The organism is Pseudomonas sp. NFACC37-1, assembly GCF_900101575.1.
In the GTDB taxonomy this organism is placed as follows: Bacteria; Pseudomonadota; Gammaproteobacteria; order Pseudomonadales; family Pseudomonadaceae; genus Aquipseudomonas; species Aquipseudomonas fluorescens_AA.
On record NZ_FMUZ01000051.1, the window covers coordinates 1 to 15328 of the forward strand.

At 60.0% G+C, this 15328-nt stretch carries 20 protein-coding genes, 3 tRNA genes and 1 pseudogene; 8 read left to right on the forward strand and 16 right to left on the reverse strand.

From position 1 onward, the window contains the following. Both BLP82_RS31030 and sstT read right to left on the reverse strand, forming a co-directional pair. Positions 1-286: pseudogene (locus tag BLP82_RS31030) on the reverse strand (IS110 family transposase); the annotation flags it as partial. A 166-nt stretch (positions 287-452) separates the two neighbouring features. Beyond that, a complete protein-coding gene (gene sstT / locus BLP82_RS28420; protein ID WP_092176388.1) occupies positions 453-1685 on the reverse strand; it encodes a serine/threonine transporter SstT in 1233 nt (410 codons plus the stop codon). A gap of 280 nt (positions 1686-1965) precedes the next feature. Here sstT and BLP82_RS28425 point away from each other — a divergent pair, with 280 nt between their 5' ends. After that, the gene (locus BLP82_RS28425; protein WP_072405360.1) at positions 1966-3126 is read left to right on the forward strand and encodes an MFS transporter; all 1161 of its coding nucleotides are present in this window, start codon (positions 1966-1968) and stop codon (positions 3124-3126) included. Here BLP82_RS28425 and nhaR read toward each other — a convergent pair. Then, a complete protein-coding gene (gene nhaR, locus BLP82_RS28430; protein ID WP_092176393.1) occupies positions 3123-4019 on the reverse strand; it encodes a transcriptional activator NhaR in 897 nt (298 codons plus the stop codon). The two genes, BLP82_RS28425 and nhaR, sit on opposite strands and share 4 nt — an antisense overlap. A gap of 140 nt (positions 4020-4159) precedes the next feature. Between nhaR and BLP82_RS28435 the strand changes: the two genes are divergently transcribed. Together BLP82_RS28435 and BLP82_RS28440 are read left to right on the forward strand one after the other, a co-directional pair. Continuing rightward, on the forward strand, positions 4160-4411 hold the full coding sequence (locus BLP82_RS28435; RefSeq protein WP_092176397.1) for a hypothetical protein: 252 nt from the start codon (positions 4160-4162) through the stop codon (positions 4409-4411). A 26-nt stretch (positions 4412-4437) separates the two neighbouring features. Next, entirely contained in the window at positions 4438-5187 is a 750-nt protein-coding gene (locus BLP82_RS28440; RefSeq protein ID WP_060738328.1) for a TerC family protein, read from the forward strand. Positions 5188-5267: 80 nt separating this feature from the next. On the opposite strand, the gene BLP82_RS31300 is transcribed toward BLP82_RS28440, so the two are convergent. Then, positions 5268-5432, reverse strand: a complete 165-nt coding sequence (locus tag BLP82_RS31300; protein ID WP_170842391.1) for a hypothetical protein — start codon at positions 5430-5432, stop codon at positions 5268-5270. Positions 5433-5656: 224 nt separating this feature from the next. Here BLP82_RS31300 and BLP82_RS28445 point away from each other — a divergent pair, with 224 nt between their 5' ends. Both BLP82_RS28445 and BLP82_RS28450 read left to right on the forward strand, forming a co-directional pair. Continuing rightward, positions 5657-6334, forward strand: coding sequence for a hypothetical protein (locus BLP82_RS28445; protein WP_092176401.1), 678 nt, complete (start codon positions 5657-5659; stop codon positions 6332-6334). A gap of 101 nt (positions 6335-6435) precedes the next feature. Beyond that, positions 6436-6630: a DUF6021 family protein gene (locus BLP82_RS28450; RefSeq protein WP_092176405.1), complete on the forward strand. Its 195-nt coding sequence runs from the start codon at positions 6436-6438 to the stop codon at positions 6628-6630. Between the two features lie 115 nt (positions 6631-6745). On the opposite strand, the gene pbpG is transcribed toward BLP82_RS28450, so the two are convergent. Next, positions 6746-7684 (reverse strand): D-alanyl-D-alanine endopeptidase, encoded by a 939-nt coding sequence (pbpG, locus tag BLP82_RS28455; protein WP_060738325.1) that lies wholly within the window; start codon positions 7682-7684, stop codon positions 6746-6748. A 331-nt stretch (positions 7685-8015) separates the two neighbouring features. Next, positions 8016-8870, reverse strand: coding sequence for a bifunctional methylenetetrahydrofolate dehydrogenase/methenyltetrahydrofolate cyclohydrolase FolD (gene folD, locus BLP82_RS28460; RefSeq protein WP_053120836.1), 855 nt, complete (start codon positions 8868-8870; stop codon positions 8016-8018). Positions 8871-9151: 281 nt separating this feature from the next. On the opposite strand from folD, the gene BLP82_RS28465 reads away from it, so the two are divergent. The 3 genes from BLP82_RS28465 to BLP82_RS28475 all read left to right on the forward strand — a co-directional run bounded on the left by BLP82_RS28465 (position 9152) and on the right by BLP82_RS28475 (position 9488). After that, positions 9152-9228: transfer RNA gene (locus BLP82_RS28465), tRNA-Arg, on the forward strand. A 41-nt stretch (positions 9229-9269) separates the two neighbouring features. After that, positions 9270-9345 (forward strand) — tRNA-His (locus BLP82_RS28470). 58 nt (positions 9346-9403) lie between these two features. Next, positions 9404-9488: transfer RNA gene (locus tag BLP82_RS28475), tRNA-Leu, on the forward strand. Between the two features lie 9 nt (positions 9489-9497). Here BLP82_RS28475 and BLP82_RS28480 read toward each other — a convergent pair. From BLP82_RS28480 to BLP82_RS28515, 10 genes are all read right to left on the reverse strand, one after another. Next, the gene (locus BLP82_RS28480; RefSeq protein ID WP_092176409.1) at positions 9498-10589 is read right to left on the reverse strand and encodes a tyrosine-type recombinase/integrase; all 1092 of its coding nucleotides are present in this window, start codon (positions 10587-10589) and stop codon (positions 9498-9500) included. After that, complete coding sequence (locus BLP82_RS32225; protein ID WP_092176413.1) at positions 10481-10792, reverse strand: helix-turn-helix domain-containing protein; 312 nt, start codon at positions 10790-10792, stop codon at positions 10481-10483. Before BLP82_RS32225 ends, BLP82_RS28480 begins: the two co-directional genes overlap by 109 nt. Positions 10793-10824: 32 nt before the next feature. Continuing rightward, positions 10825-10980 carry a hypothetical protein gene (locus BLP82_RS31305; protein WP_170842392.1) on the reverse strand — a complete coding sequence of 52 codons (156 nt, stop codon included), beginning with the start codon at positions 10978-10980 and terminating at the stop codon, positions 10825-10827. A 35-nt stretch (positions 10981-11015) separates the two neighbouring features. Beyond that, positions 11016-11222, reverse strand: coding sequence for a hypothetical protein (locus BLP82_RS28490; RefSeq protein ID WP_092176418.1), 207 nt, complete (start codon positions 11220-11222; stop codon positions 11016-11018). A 37-nt stretch (positions 11223-11259) separates the two neighbouring features. Next, positions 11260-11583 carry a hypothetical protein gene (locus BLP82_RS28495; RefSeq protein ID WP_092176422.1) on the reverse strand — a complete coding sequence of 108 codons (324 nt, stop codon included), beginning with the start codon at positions 11581-11583 and terminating at the stop codon, positions 11260-11262. Between the two features lie 48 nt (positions 11584-11631). Further along, on the reverse strand, positions 11632-11958 hold the full coding sequence (locus BLP82_RS28500) for a hypothetical protein (RefSeq protein ID WP_092176426.1): 327 nt from the start codon (positions 11956-11958) through the stop codon (positions 11632-11634). Positions 11959-12007: 49 nt separating this feature from the next. Further along, a complete protein-coding gene (locus tag BLP82_RS31035) occupies positions 12008-12199 on the reverse strand; it encodes a Lar family restriction alleviation protein (protein ID WP_139197981.1) in 192 nt (63 codons plus the stop codon). 77 nt (positions 12200-12276) lie between these two features. Continuing rightward, positions 12277-12474: a hypothetical protein gene (locus BLP82_RS28505; protein WP_092176430.1), complete on the reverse strand. Its 198-nt coding sequence runs from the start codon at positions 12472-12474 to the stop codon at positions 12277-12279. Positions 12475-12522: 48 nt separating this feature from the next. After that, positions 12523-13275: a hypothetical protein gene (locus BLP82_RS28510; protein WP_092176435.1), complete on the reverse strand. Its 753-nt coding sequence runs from the start codon at positions 13273-13275 to the stop codon at positions 12523-12525. 46 nt (positions 13276-13321) lie between these two features. Then, entirely contained in the window at positions 13322-15127 is a 1806-nt protein-coding gene (locus tag BLP82_RS28515) for a DNA cytosine methyltransferase (protein WP_092176440.1), read from the reverse strand. Positions 15128-15328 lie beyond the last annotated feature (201 nt).

Here is a 15328-nt window from a genome sequence, read left to right on the forward strand (position 1 = left end):
CATCGACATAGTCGTTCTTGTTGCTTTTGACGTAAGGACGTACATGTTGGGCTGCTATGAGTTTGGGTTGATGGCCACAACTGACTGCGAATCGGCCCATGAAATGCGCACCGCCGCAGGCTTCCATAGCCAGGGTGCAAGCGGGCAGTTGAGCAATGAAGGCAAAAACCTGAGCGCGTGAAACCTTGGCACGGAACAGGTGGCGCCCGCGGTTATCTTGACCGTAGAAGTGGAAGCAGTTTTTGCCTAGATCCAAGCTGGTAATAGCAAGATTGTCAGTATTCATGGCGGCGGTCTCCGGTAGATCCCCCAGTGAAAGCTTAGCTTTCACTGGGGGAGGTCTGAGAGGACCATTGCATTAGGATTGGTGGCGTAGCGGCTATTGTGTGAGCGCCGTTGCCCCCGTGGGAGCTAGCCTGCTTGCGATGACAAGCCCACAGCCACGGCAATTGTCACGCCGTACGCGCGAGCTTCTCTTCCTCACCCAGGCACGCCGCCGCCGTGAACAGCACATCCGTCGACGAGTTCAACGCCGTCTCCGCCGAGTCCTGCAGGACACCGATGATGAAGCCCACCGCGACCACTTGCATGGCGATCTCACTGGGAATGCCAAACAGGCTGCACGCCAGGGGAATCAGCAACAGCGAACCGCCGGCCACCCCGGATGCACCGCACGCGCAAATCGCGGCGACAACGCTCAGCAGCACGGCGGTTGGCACGTCCACCACAATACCCAGGGTGTGCACGGCCGCCAGGGTCAGTACGGTGATGGTGATGGCGGCGCCGGCCATGTTGATGGTCGCGCCCAGGGGGATCGACACCGAATAGGTGTCTTCGTGCAGGCCCAGGCGTTTGCTCAGTTCCAGGTTCACCGGAATATTCGCCGCCGAACTGCGCGTGAAAAACGCCGTGATGCCACTTTCCCGCAGGCAGGTGAACACCAGTGGGTAAGGGTTGCGACGCAGTTTCCAGCACACGATGAGTGGGTTGACCACCAACGCCACGAACAGCATGCAACCGATCAGCACGGTGAGCAGGTGCAAGTACCCCAGCAGGGCGCCGAAGCCGGACGTGGCCAGGGTCGAGGCCACCAGCCCGAAAATCCCCAGCGGGGCGAAACGGATGACCAGGCGCACGATCACCGTCACGCCGTTGGACAGGTCTTCGAGCACGGTACGCGTGGTCTGGCCCGCATGACGAATGGCGATGCCCATGCCGATGGCCCAGGCCAGGATGCCGATGAAGTTACCGTCCATCAGCGCCCGGACCGGGTTATCCACCACGCTCAGCAGCAGGCTTTGCAGCACCTCGCTGATGCCACCGGGCGCCGTGACCGCGACGTCTTGGGCCGACAGCACCAGGCTGGACGGAAACAGCGTACTGGCAACCACCGCGACCACCGCTGCGGCGAAGGTGCCCAGCAGGTAGAGGAACAGGATGGGGCGGATATGGGTTTCCTGGCCGTGTTTGTGGTTGGCGATGGACGCCATGACCAGCACGAACACCAGAATCGGCGCCACGGCCTTGAGTGCGGACACGAAGACCTTGCCAATGAACGCGGTGGATTTCGCCAGGTCGGGCGCCAGCCATGCCAGGACAATACCGGCGATCAGGCCAATGATGATTTGCGTCACCAGGCTGGTGCGTTTGAGGCGTTGCAAAGGGGTAACGGACGAAGCTGTCATAGCGGCATCTCTGATTTTATTGTGTTCAACGGTCGACGAATCAGGCAACAAGCGGGCAGGCCACATGAGCGGACCGAGAGAAAGTACGGCATTTGCAGGCCGCGGACTTTATCACAGCCGATGAAAAATCTGACGGACCTGTGACAGTCCGTCACCCTTATCCGGGCCATGCCGAGCGTTTGTATGACGCACGCATTCTGTTAGGCTTTGTCGCTCTCACTTTCTTTCCGCCAGCGGGCCTCCGGCTAACGCTGGTGTCGTCGTTTTGCTGGAGTTCTGCATGTTGTTACCCATTTTCCTGTTGTCGGCCGCCGGTTTTACCGTGCTGACCACGGAATTCGTCATCGTTGGCCTGTTACCGTCCATTGCCCGCGACCTGCATGTCACCATTCCCCAGGCGGGGCTGCTGGTGACGTTGTTCGCGTTCACAGTAGCGGCCTTCGGGCCATTCCTGACGGCCTGGTTCGCTCGCTTCGAGCGGCGCAAGCTGTTTATCAGCGTGCTGGTGATGTTCGGCCTGGCCAACCTGTTGGCCACCTTCGCTCCCAACATCTGGGTGATGGCCATTGCCCGGTTGATCCCGGCCCTGGGCCTGCCGGTGTTCTGGGCGCTGGCCAGTGAAACGGCGGTGGACATTGTCGGGCCGCAGCTGGCCGGGCGGGCCATCGCCCGGATCGGTTTCGGCATCGTCTGCGCCACGGTGTTCGGCATTCCAGTGGGCACGTTGATTGCCGATGCGTTTGGCTGGCGCAGCGCGTTTGCGATCCTGGCGGTCATTGCCTTCGCCAAGGCCTTGTTGCTGTTTATCTATTTGCCGAAAACCAATTTGCACCAGCATCAGGTGAGCTTCCGCTCCCAGTTGAAGATCCTGCGCAGCCCACTGATGCAGGGGCACGTGCTGTTGTCGATCCTGGTGTTCAGCGGCATGTTCACCGCCTACACCTATCTGGCGGACATCCTCGAGCGCCTCGCCGGATTCGATGGCACCCTGGTGGGCTGGTGCCTGATGGGCTTTGGTGCAGTCGGGCTACTGGGCAATTCCCTGGGCGGCCGTGCGGTGGACCGGCATCCGTTGATTGCGTCGATGGTGTTCTGCCTGTTCCTGATCGGCGGCATGGTGGCGTTGGTGCCGAGCATTCATTCGCCCCTCGCGCTGGCGGCGGCGATGGGCATCTGGGGCGTGACCCAGGCCGCGTTGTTCCTGGTCAGTCATGTGCGGCTGATGAAGGCGGCCCCGCAGGCGCCGGCGTTTGCCGCCTCGTTGAACATTGCCGGGGCCAACCTGGGGATTGGCCTGGGGGCGATGGTCGGTGGCCGAGTCATCGATAACCTGGGCCTGGGCAGTGTCGGCTTCGCGGCAGCCGGGTTCATCTTTGTATCGATTCTGCTGGCGTTGCTGCTGATGACCGTCAAGCCCCGCGCGACTTGCATGGATGGTTAAGCGCTGAACAGCTCGCGACGCGCACCTTCGGCAATCGCAACGATGCCGGGGTGGCTGACCTTGCGCTCCACGGAAATGGCGTAGAAGGATTCACTCACCGCATCGGTCTGGCCGATCACTTCTACGCCGTATTGGCGCTTGACCTCTTCGGCGATCACGCTCGGGCCAATGAAAATCCCGCTGCCGGATTGACCGAAGGCTTGCATCAGCGCGCTGTCGTCGAATTCGCCGACGATGCGCGGCTGGATCTGTTGTTCGGCGAACCAGCGTTGCAGGCGCCTGCGCACCACGGTCTCCGGCCCGGGAATCAGCAGCGGAGCGTCATTCAGGCCATGGGGGAAGTCCTGTCCGTAGCGTTCGGCCAGCGCGGCGGTGGCGAAAAAACTGATCCCGCATTCCCCCAGTTTCTGGCTGTAGCCCTTGATGTCCAGGTGAGTCGGCATCGGGCTGTCGGAAATCACCAGGTCCAGGCGCTGGATCGCCAGGTCCGCCAGTAGCCGTTCGAGCTTGTCCTCGCGACAGGTGATGCGCAGCGGCTCACTCAACTCCATGGTCGGCGCCAGCAGTCGATAGACGATGGATTTGGGCACTACGTCCGCCACCCCGACCCGGAACAGGGTTTGTTGTTCGTTGGGCTGGGCCCGCAGCATGAGTTCCAGTTCACCGCCCAACTGGAACATGTGTTCGGCGTAGGGGAGCGTCTGGCGGCCGGCTTCGGTCAGTTCCAACTGCCGCCCGACACGACGAAACAACTTGATGTTATACGTCTGCTCGAACAGGGAAATCTGGCCGCTGATGGTCTGTGGCGTCAGGTTCAACTGCTCGCACGCGCGCACGATGCTGCCGGTTTTCGCCACCACCCAGAAGTAATGCAGTTGTCGATAATTGAGCATGGGGTCACATTGCTTCGTAAAAACCGAAGTATAACCGCTAAAAATACGAATTTTCCTGAAGTATTCGCGTCTCTAGAATGCCTCGCCATTGGTGGGCCACTTTTTGTGCTCCTTTTATTCTCCCAAGAGGTATTCATTCCATGACATACAAATCCCTGGGGCTGGCAGCCCTGTTGGTGATGTCCGTAACGACACTGGCGGGTTGTGAACAGGCTGAAAAAAGTGCCCAGCAACTGATGGGACAGGCAGCGGAAACCGCCAAGCAGGCCATCGACGACACCCACAAGGCCGCCGAACAGGCGATCAGCGAAGCCACCGGTGGCTTGATCAGCCCGAAGAAAGAGCCAGCGGACGAAGCTGACGAAACACAAACACCTACCAAAACCATCTAACGCGTCACATCAGTCAGGACTGACCCATGGATTATCTTTTACAGCTCGCCGCCAGCCCCACCGCGTGGATTGCCCTGGCGACTCTGGTCGTGATGGAAATCGTGCTTGGCATCGATAACCTGATCTTCATTTCGATTCTGACCAACAAGCTGCCCGTACAGCATCGTGCCAAGGCGCGGCGGATCGGTATCGGCATGGCACTGATCCTGCGCCTGGGCTTGTTGAGCACCATTGCCTTTATTGTGCAGTTGACCGAACCGGTCATCGAAATCCTGGGCCAGGCATTCTCCTGGAAAGACATGATCCTGATCGCCGGTGGCCTGTTCCTGCTGTGGAAAGCGACCACTGAAATCCACCACAGCATGGATCCTGCGCCAAATGATCCCAAATCGGCCACGTCCGGCGTGACCCTGGGCTTTGCCGCGGCCATCGGTCAGATCCTGATGTTGGACCTGGTGTTTTCCATCGACAGCATCATCACCGCCGTGGGCATGACCGAGCATTTGCCGATCATGATCATCGCCGTCGTCGTATCGGTGCTGGTGATGCTGTTGGCGGCTGAACCGCTCGCCAAGTTCATCAATGACAACCCGACGGTAGTCATGCTGGCCCTGGGCTTCCTGATCATGATCGGCATGACGCTGATCGCCGAAGGCTTCGGCGCCCATGTACCGAAAGGCTATATCTATGCGGCCATGGCGTTCTCGGCGGCGATCGAGGTGTTGAACATGTTGTCCCGTCGGGCCAAGGAAAAGGCGCTGGCCGACAACGCCTGATTCCAGGCAGACAGAAACCCCCCGGGTCCAGGCCCGGGTGGCTTTTTTTATTTGAGCGTTATGGGTTTGAACGTGAAGGGTCAGTGTGCGGCGGCGTGGCGTCGGGCAGGTTTGGCGGCTTTTTCCGATGGCGCAGGTGGCGCATGATGATGGCGCCGAGCGATTCGAAGCACTCCCCACAGCATGGCCGTGGCTACGCTCAGCCAGCCGAATATCAGCATCAGGATTGTCGTGGTCAGGCTCATTCGTGCCTCCTTCTATCCCCGGTTCGGGATATCGCACCCAGTACAATGGACAGTCTAGTCGCTCAAGTGTTGCAACTGATCGATCCATGGCGTCGTGGTTCGGATCGGTTCGTTCTATTGCCGCCGTAAAACGATGGTTATGGCTATACCCAGGGCTGTGCGCACCTTATGATCGTCGGCCCAAGCCCGGCCCGGATACCGGGTGCCTGAACAAGAGAGTCGTCATGTCGCCGGTCATTTCATCGTTTCGATCACTGGTACTGGCGGTGTCCTGCCTCGTTGCCCTGGCGGGTTGCGCGGGCAGCGTATCGCCGCAGATCCAGCGCCTGCCCGAGCGGGTGGAGCTCAATAGCGTGCCGTTCTACCGTGGCGAAATGTACCAGGGGGCTCCGCAGTCCCTGGCCGCCTTGCTGACGTTGCAAGGCACTGTCATCACCCCGGGGCTGCTGGAAAAACCATTGCACCTGCCCGGTGGCGAAGCCGGTTTGCAGCAGAATATGCCCACCCTGGCGCGGGAGTACGGGTTGCTGGTGTATCCCCTGGACGCCAAGCTGCCTGCGCTGTTGGAGCAGGTCGCGGCGGGCTATCCGGTGCTGGTGCGCTATATCGACGGTTCGGCGTTCTGGGCCGCGCCTCGGTATGGGATTCTCGCCGGCTACAACCGTCAGAAGCAGACGGTGTTGCTGCGTGCAGGCATGAACCGGCGGCAGTTGATGAGCTTCAGTGCCTTCGAGTCGGCCTTCCAGAGCGCCGGCGGTTGGGCGGTGCTGCTCCAGCGACCCACGCAGCTTCCCGCCAATGTCGACGCGCAGCGTTGGCTGAAAGCGGCGGCTGATCTGGGGGGCGAAGGGCAGGAACAAGCCGCAGCGCGGGCCACCAAGGCCCTGGGCGCTGCACATTGATCAAGCGCTCCGTTCGTCACTTGCCGGGCACGACCCGGCGGGCTTGAGGCTCCTATCGTCAGGGTTGGGCATTTTTCCGCCCGTGATTGGAGGAGGCAAGCATGGCACAGTCGAAAACACCTTCGGGGCCGCATTCATCAGAGCATTCCAGCGGTGATGACCTGGGGTTCGATCCGGATTCGCCGGACCTTGAGGATCCTCAGGTCGACCCGGTAGGGCCGGCCAAGGCGCCCCTGGACAAGAAGGATGAGCGCAAGCCCAAGCCCTATGATCCGCTGGGGGACTTGAAGCCATAAGTAACCTGTGGGAGCAAAGCTTGCTCGCGATGGCGGCAGACCAGTCAACGGCATTGTCGACTGGCTCATCCCTATCGCGAGCAAGCGTTGCTCCCACAGGTTTAGTGCCGTTGAATTATTTGGAGGCTTCCACCACGCCACTCTGGCGGCTCTTGAGATTCTTGGCGGCCTTGTATTGCAGGGCCACCGCGGGCACGGCGGCGCTTTTTCCGGTTTCCACCCAGCTACGAATCCGGCTGGCATCGGCGAAGTGTGTGTACTTGCCAAAGGCGTCGAGGATCACCAGCGCCATCGGGCGATTGCCCATTTTCGTCACCAGCACCAGGCAGTGGCCGGCCTGGTTGGTGAAGCCAGTCTTGGTCAACTGGATATCCCAGTTGGCCTTGTGGACCAGGTGGTCGGTGTTGCGAAATCCCAGGCTGTACACAGGCTTGCGGAAAGTAACGGTCTTTTCCTTGGTCGTACTCAGTTCGCTCAGCAGTGGGTACTTGCGGGCGGCGATCAACAGCTTGGTCAGGTCCCGGGCGGTGGAGACGTTGTTGATCGACAGGCCCGTGGGTTCGACGTAATGGGTGCTGGTCATGCCCAGTGCCTTGGCCTTGGCGTTCATGGCGGCAATGAATGCCGCATAGCCGCCCGGATAGTGGTGGGCGAGGCTGGCGGCGGCGCGGTTTTCCGAAGACATCAGGGCGATCAGCAGTACGTCCCGGCGCGACAGTTCGCTGTTGAGCTTGACCCGGGAAAACACACCCTTCATCTCTGGGGTGTTGGCGATGGTGATGGAAATGTATTCATCCAGGTTCTGTTTGGCATCCAGCACAATCAGGCCGGTCATCAACTTGGTCACCGAAGCGATGGGCACCACCACGTCCGGGTTGCTGGAATAAACGACTTTATCGGTCTGCAGGTCCAGCAGCATCGCGCTGCCCGAGGCCACTTGCAGCTTGGCCGAATCCCGAGGGGCCGCGATGGTTTCCTGTGCAACGGCATTGTGCGTGATGAAGGGGCCTGTGAAAGCGATGAACAGGCTGATGATCGAAAGGCGGATTTTCACGCGAGTAGACTCGATGGAGTTGAAGGTGCCGTTGAGCAACGACTTTTAAAGAAAACGTCGCATTTTAGGAGTATGGGCGATAGCAGCGCTATATGCCTGTATCGCCAAGGCTTGTGAATAAATAAAGTTTAATGAAGGGCGATTCTGGCGAATCGAATCTGAAAATTTTGTAGTTTGCGCGATCGATACCTGGCGGCTAAGTCCGGGTCCCGGAAACACCTGTGGGAGCGAGCCCGCTTGCGATGGCAGTGTGTCAGTCAACTTGGATGTTGGCCGGTCCACCACTATCGCGAGCAAGCTCGCTCCCACAGGGTCTTTGTTGGCGCGTCTATCAGCTATGCAGCGTCTCGGCCGCGTACAACGTGTTTTCCAGCAGGCAGGCCCGGGTCATCGGGCCTACGCCGCCGGGTACCGGGGTGATCCAGCCAGCGCGGGGCAGGGCGGTCTCGTAGACCACGTCGCCCACCAGCTTGCCGTCGTCCTGGCGATTGATGCCCACGTCGATGACGATGGCGCCTTCCTTGATCCACTCACCCCTGACCAGCCCGGGTTTGCCGGCGGCCACCACCACCAGGTCGGCACGGCCGACATGCCCGGCAAGGTCCTTGGTGAAGCGATGGGTCACGGTCACGGTGCAGCCGGCCAGCAGCAACTCCATGGCCATCGGACGGCCGACGATGTTGGACGCCCCCACCACCACGGCATCGAGGCCATACAGGTCCACGCCAGTGCTTTCCAGCAAGGTCATGATGCCTTTGGGGGTGCAGGGGCGAAGCAGTGGGATACGCTGGGCCAGGCGGCCGACGTTATAAGGATGGAAACCGTCGACGTCTTTGTCCGGGCGGATACGCTCCAGCAACTTGGAGGCGTCGAGGTGTTCAGGCAGCGGCAACTGGAGCAGAACACCGTCGATGTTCGGATCGTCGTTCAGGCGGTCGATCAGATCGGCCAACGCTTGCTGGGTGGTTTCGGAAGGCAGGTCGTAGGCCTGGGAAAGGAAGCCGACCTCTTCACAGTCTTTACGCTTGTGCGAGACATAAACCTGAGAGGCAGGATCGCTGCCGACCAGGATCACCGCAAGGCCGGGCGTGCGCAGACCTTGCTGGCGGCGCTCGGTGACTCGTTGGGCGATCTGCTGGCGCAGGCTGGCGGCGATCGATTTGCCGTCGATAAGTTGTGCAGTCATTGCGCGTGGTTAACCATCGAGAGGGGAAAAAAAGAGAACGCATTCTCGCATGCCGGGGCGCGAGGGCAAAGGCGCTTGGTCTGCAAATTCCCCTAACCCCTTTAATTAAATGAATTTTTTTTAAAAAAGAGTTGACGACCTATCAGGCCGTCTATAACATTCGTCGCACTTGTCGGGCACAGCCTAGCACTGGTTAAGAAGGTGGAGCGGAGTTGGTTGTTTCAATTCGGCAAAACTGAAAGCACTTAGTTTGTAATCGTCCAAGAATACAGATTAAAAAGGCGCCCGTAGCTCAGCTGGATAGAGCATCCGCCTTCTAAGCGGATGGTCGCAGGTTCGAGTCCTGCCGGGTGCGCCAATTAGGCAGCTTTGGCACAAGTAAGGCAACAAGGCAATATGGTGGGCGTAGCTCAGTTGGTAGAGCACGGGATTGTGACTCCCGTTGTCGTGGGTTCGATCCCCATCGTCCACCCCATATTCTAGAAAGGCGCCAGATCTAACAATCTGGCGCCTTTGCTTTAAAAGCTTGATACGCGGATGTGGTGGAATTGGTAGACACACTGGATTTAGGTTCCAGCGCCGCAAGGTGTGAGAGTTCGAGTCTCTCCGTCCGCACCACCTTATAAATCAAGGCTTTACCAGCCTTAGATACCCCTCCTGTAGCACCGCTGGATTATCGCTGTAGCGAGATTGTGACAAGCCCATATCGAGAACACTGACGGCATTTCGTACCCTGGCCGGTGCAAGATGCGCGTACTTCTCGGTCATCTGGATTGTTGAATGTCCCAGCAAATCACGAATCTCAATGAGCGGCACGCCGGCGGACACCAGCCACGCTGCACACGTATGACGCAAGTCATGGATCGTGAAATCAGTTATTCCTGCCTTTATACAAGCGTTATCGAAACCCGTTGATGGGTCGGCAACTCTTGCCCCGTTTTTCCTCGTAAATACCCATGGCGTTGTTGGGCAATATTGCGCCCGAACAGCCATCCTTCCTTTAAGTGCAGCCAAAGCCCCTTCATTCAGCGGAATACTTCTCCGCTTGGCGGCTTTGGTGTGCTCCCCGTCCAGATAGATCAGCCGGTTGGCAAAATCGACCCGGCGCCATTCAAGCCCCAGCATTTCCTCTTTCCGGCATCCGGTGTTCACGGCCAGCCGGATAAAGTCCTCGAGCATGTCGCCAAAGCGCTGCTTTCTCACAATCCGACACAGGCCATCGACCTCTGCCCGGGTGATCCAGCGGACCCGGCCTTCTGGCTCTTTCAGCTTTCGGCCCTTGACCGGGTTCGGCAGTTTCCATTCCAGTTCCGTCACACACCAGTTGATGGCGGCGGACAATGCTGCCAGTTCGCGGTTGATGGTGGCCGACGACTTGCCGGCCTTGGTCCTGGCCGCCGAGTACTCCCGCACGTCCTTGCCGGAAATCTCGTTCATCATCATCCCGGCGAAGTGTCGCTGCAACGATTTGACCCGGTATTGGGTGGTCGCAAAGCTTTTCTGCGACGATGCTGCATTACCCAGGTACTCGACCATGACCTCTTCGAATGTCCTGGGAGGATCAACACCCAGCTCCTTTTGCCGCCAGGCCGCGCCGCGGTGCTCCTGCTCTAAGGCCTTGGCTGCTGCGTAGTCCTCGGTGCCAGCAGAGCGTCTAACGTACGTGCCATCTGCTGCGGTGAAACTGATCCACCAAGTTTTACCTCTTTTATAGGGCATACCTTCTCCTCGGGTACGCCGCCCGCGATCGGGAGGGTATCAGGGATACCGGCCTCGATCATCTGGACGAGCTTTTCGTAATGAACGCGCAGCGGGCCGAAGCCGCGTACGCATGGGATTTTCCCGGCCTTTGCCAGGGCGTAAGCCGTTGTGCGGCCGATGCTCAACATTTCGGCCGCCTGGCTGATGGATATCAGGCGCATTGGTGCTCCGCTCCGCGCTCGGCGGCAGACGTCTAGTGGATGGTCACGCTGTCCTGCCCAACGGCAACCTGGCGTGCCTGTTGCTCGGTGCGGAAGGACATGTGCTGCTTGATACCGCCGCAGTCGGCGATGACCCACCAGAAGCCGCCAAAGCGGTGTGGGCCCTTGATGATCTTGGTGATGGTCACTATTCGCTCCGTGCCGCTCCTGGCGGCTGAGTGATTTACGCGGGCCGCGCCTTCTGGATGATGTAAATAACGATGCAGCCGGTGGCAGCGAGCCAGGCCAGCGAGCCGAAGCCGGCAGTGATCAGGGCTGCGTCCGTTCCGTGCTCGAGCATTCCCGGGACGGCGTAGGCGAACCAGAGGAGGCTGACCAGCAGGTACAGCAGGCCAGAGATGAATATCTCGAACAGTTTTTTTGCAGACATGGGTGTGCTCCATGCCGCGCGTGGCGGCAGAAGGTGGTTAATCCATTTGGTACCAGACGTAGCAGTCGACGCCCTGGTCCTTGAGTGATTTGTGCATCGCCTGAACGCCGGCATAGCGGCGATTGCCGATACCCGCAAAAGGCGTGTCGAGGTGAAAGCCCCGGCGGTGCCAGCCAGTCGCCTCCTGGAGGTAGCCGCGCAGCCCTTTCACCCATGACTCACGAACCCCGGGCATTGGGATAACAACGCGGTCACAGTTGGCGCTGCCGCCGTCGTCCGCACATGCATTGGCGGCGGCCTGGCCGGCCTTGATGGCGATTTCTATTTTTGGCGGCAGGGTCGCGATTTCTTCTTTGTTCATGGCATAGCTCCGCCCGCCGTTCACCGGCAGGCTCTAGGGGGATTGGGGTTAGGGGAGGGTGATACCGATTTTCGCTGCAACGCCGGTGATCGCTCGGCGAAGCGCCCCGCTACGGGATTCCTCGCCAAGCCATGCGATTGTTTCGCCGAATCCTCGACGCTGGACAGTCACGCACTGGATGCTCGACCACCATTCAATATCGAGCAGCAGGGCTACCGCCAAACGCAAGGCATCGCCGTCGTCATCTAGCGGACGCCATAGACGGTACTGTTTTCGGTCGCCAATGCGCAGACAGTTTCTGGCTTTCTCGTAGCAAAGGATCGGGCCGATTCCAGCGGCACGCGCTGCACGCTCCAGCAGTTGCTGATCATTCATGGCCTCGGCCCTCGATACACGAGCCAGGCCATGTAGAGCAGGGGGAGGATCATGGCGTCACCTGTTTGATTTTGCGTTCGAGTTTGTTCCAGCGGCGGATAACCGCTTCTTCGGAGCAGGCGTGCTGGAGCTTGAATTCACAGCCGCGACATTCAACCCAGCTCGCTGCATTCGAGGCGCTGTCGATTTCGAGGTCATCGTCCCCGCACTCGGGACAAGGTTTTGGTTTTGGGTCGCTCATGACATCACCAATGCAGCAGAGAGGATGATAAGGCCCCACAGGATTGCGCTGAGGGCCAGGGCTTTGGTCATCATGGGTCAATCACTCCAGCAACTGAGCTCTTCGGCTATCTCCTCGGCCGGCTCGCCGATTTCACTGAGACGGCCTTCATACTCATAGTTGTCGTAGATCACCGAGGCGGTTTCCCAGCAGAAGGCCAGGTCTTTAGGCTTCCACCAGCCCATAACGCTCCGCATGTACAGAGCGGCGCGCAGGATCCAGTACATTTTTTTCATGCGAGTTCGTCCTTGCCGCTATAGCGGCTGACTTTGAAGGGAGAGGGGTTAGAGAGAGGGTTTGAGCTTTGCTGCTTTGAGGCAGTCGTCGCCCTGCTGCGTGATTTCCCAAATGGCAGGGCTGCGCTGCACGCGATTCAGGAGGCCTAGCCGGGTGAGCAGGTCAAACCATTGTCGGCTTATGTCCGCGTCTTGCCCGTCCTCTGCGCACTCTTGGAAGCGTTGCAGCTTGTGGATCACCTGTTCTGCGAATGGGGGCACCACTACTGCCGGCGAGGGTTGCTCAATCCCTGCCTCGGCCTTGTCGCAAAGCTCCATGACCCAATCGATCCACTCCTTCCTCTGCCGATACTGCGGCTCATCGTCGCCAATAACCGTGACTCTGTAGGCTTGGCTGCAATTGATTGACCGGACGGCGCTGATCAGATCCTTCAGCGAGGCCTGCGTTTCATCGATGCGCTGGTCCGCTGCGTTCAGGCGCTGCTGCAGGGCGTCACGCTCGCGCATCGCCAGGGCATGCTTGCCGCGCCAGTGCTGGACGGCTTCCAGCTCCTCTGCTGCTGTGACTGATGGCTGCCAGGTCATGCGCCGCTCGATCATCTGCCAGTACGATTCGTACTCCGGCCAGTCACTTTCTATGACCAGGCATTCGCGTCGTGGGAGGTGGGACAGCAGCGAGAACATCGGGTCTACCAAGCTACTGCGGTAAGACACGGGCACTTTTTTCAGGTCGCTGCGCTTGATGACGATGTAGCGGTCTTCGCGCTGAAACGGCTCGGCGTGTTCGTTTTCTACGGGCATGGCTATGTCCTTTGCCGGGGCATGCCCGGGCGGTGGAGTGGGGGATTTATGCGGCGAGTAGCTGATAAAGCTCGATGATGTCGGCGGCATTGGCGGCGACTAGGGCTTCAGCTTCGTCCGGACAGACGCTATTGCCGATTAGCCGCACCTGGTCAACTTTCTTGATTTCGCGCCACTCTTCGGCGCCGGTGACCGGGTCGACGAACAGGCCGCGTTCGATGATGTAATCCTTATCGAAGCCCTGGGCGGCCTTCAGCTCAGGCGGTTGCAGCATGCGTAGGGTGATATCCACCAGCACGTAACCGCCGACCATTACCATGTCCGCCGGATCCTTGAAGTGCTCCGGCAGGTACTCGTGCATGAAGGCGGCGCAGCGGCGGGCGCCTTCAAGCTGCTCAGGCGTCAGCGTGTTTGGCACCTGCACGGTTTCGATCAAGGCCACCCGATCTTTCGTCGGCAGCGTGTGCATCGGCTCGGTCATTGAAATACCGTCCTTCTCGCTGCCGTAGTACTTCACCAGGTAGGCGTTGATCAGTCGCTGATTGGCGCCGGACTGGCAGATGGTCGAGAGCGGCGAGTCGGCGGCACGGCCGTCACCGTCGTAGAACCCGCCGTTGGCCTGCTCGAAGAATGCAGTGACGATTCCGTGCCGGGCGGCGCCAGCCATGACGGTCTGCACTGGCTCGTCAGGCAGGCTGCCGACGGCGTTCTGGCCGAACGCGGTCATGTGAGCAGCGACGACCGCGAAGTGCCCACCTTTAACCTGTGCGACCTGAGTCCGCAACGGCTCCTGTACGTCGAAGTTGCGCTGGGCCGAGCCGTTGGCGCATTCGGCGAGGAAGGGGGCGGCGACCGGTTGCACCAGAGCGTGATGTGTGCCGCCGGCGCTGATGGTCGACAGCGCGTTGTCGGTGCCGTGAGTGCTGGTGTGCGATTCCGAGGTTCCTCGCATCGGAACAATGAAGGGCCTGGCGCTTGTCAGTACGTGCCGCCAGCAGCCCTTGGCGACTCGGCGCATTGTGTTCTTCGCCATCGGGCGCTCGCGGAAGATGGTGCGGCCGACGTTGCTCCAGTCGATGCACTCTGCTGCGGTTCGCCATGGCTGTTGCTTACCGGTCGGGTGCTTGTGGCGCTTCGGTGCCGGCCAGACGATTGGTTGTCCGTCGCGACGAGCTACCAGGTACAGGCGCTTGCGGATGGTCGGGGTGCCGGCGTTCGCCGCGATCCGCTCGCGCCATTCGGCGTTGTAGCCCAGGCCGCGCACCAGGGCTTCCATGGGCACGAACTCGCCAATGGCCTCCACGATCTCCGGCATGTCCGGGTGGTCGGCTGGTAATCCGGTGCTGATCGCGGCAATGAACGCCTTGAACGTTCGCCCGCGCTCAGCCTTGATGGGCTGGCCTTCTTCGTCGATCGGCCCCCAGTCGCAGAACTCTTCGACGTTCTCAAGGAAAAGCAGGCGCGACTTCGTTACGAACAGCCAGCGAATTACTACCCAGGCCAGGCCACGAACGCCACGGTCACGCGGCGCGCCGCCCTTGGCCTTGCTATGGTGACGGCAGTCCGGCGATGCCCAGATGATCGCCACCGGCTGCCCTCCGGTTGCCTCCCGAGGATCCACCTCAAACACATCAGCAACATAGTGCGCTGTCTGTGGGTGGTTTGCGCGGTGGACGGCGAGGGCGATTGGGTTGTGGTTCACCGCGACATCCGGCTCCCGGTACGCCCTAGCGATCCCGGTGCTGGCGCCGCCGCCGCCAGCGAACAGGTCCACCACCAGTTCCTTTTCGAATGGTAGGCCCATGCTTGCCTGGCCCTGGATGGCCTGGGATATTTTCTGCTGTGCGGACATAGAGGATCCTCGCCAGTTGGCGTGATTGGTTTATGGCGATGAAGGGTGATCAGGCAGCGTTAGATGAGGAGGGATGCCAGTCTGCAAAACCTACCTTGGGCGCTCCCGTCTTGGTGTTGATGATTGGCTTGTTCTTTGCGTCGACCAAGACTGCCTTGGTCCTGATTTTCAGGTCACGGCAAACGATGCTCGCCCTGGCTA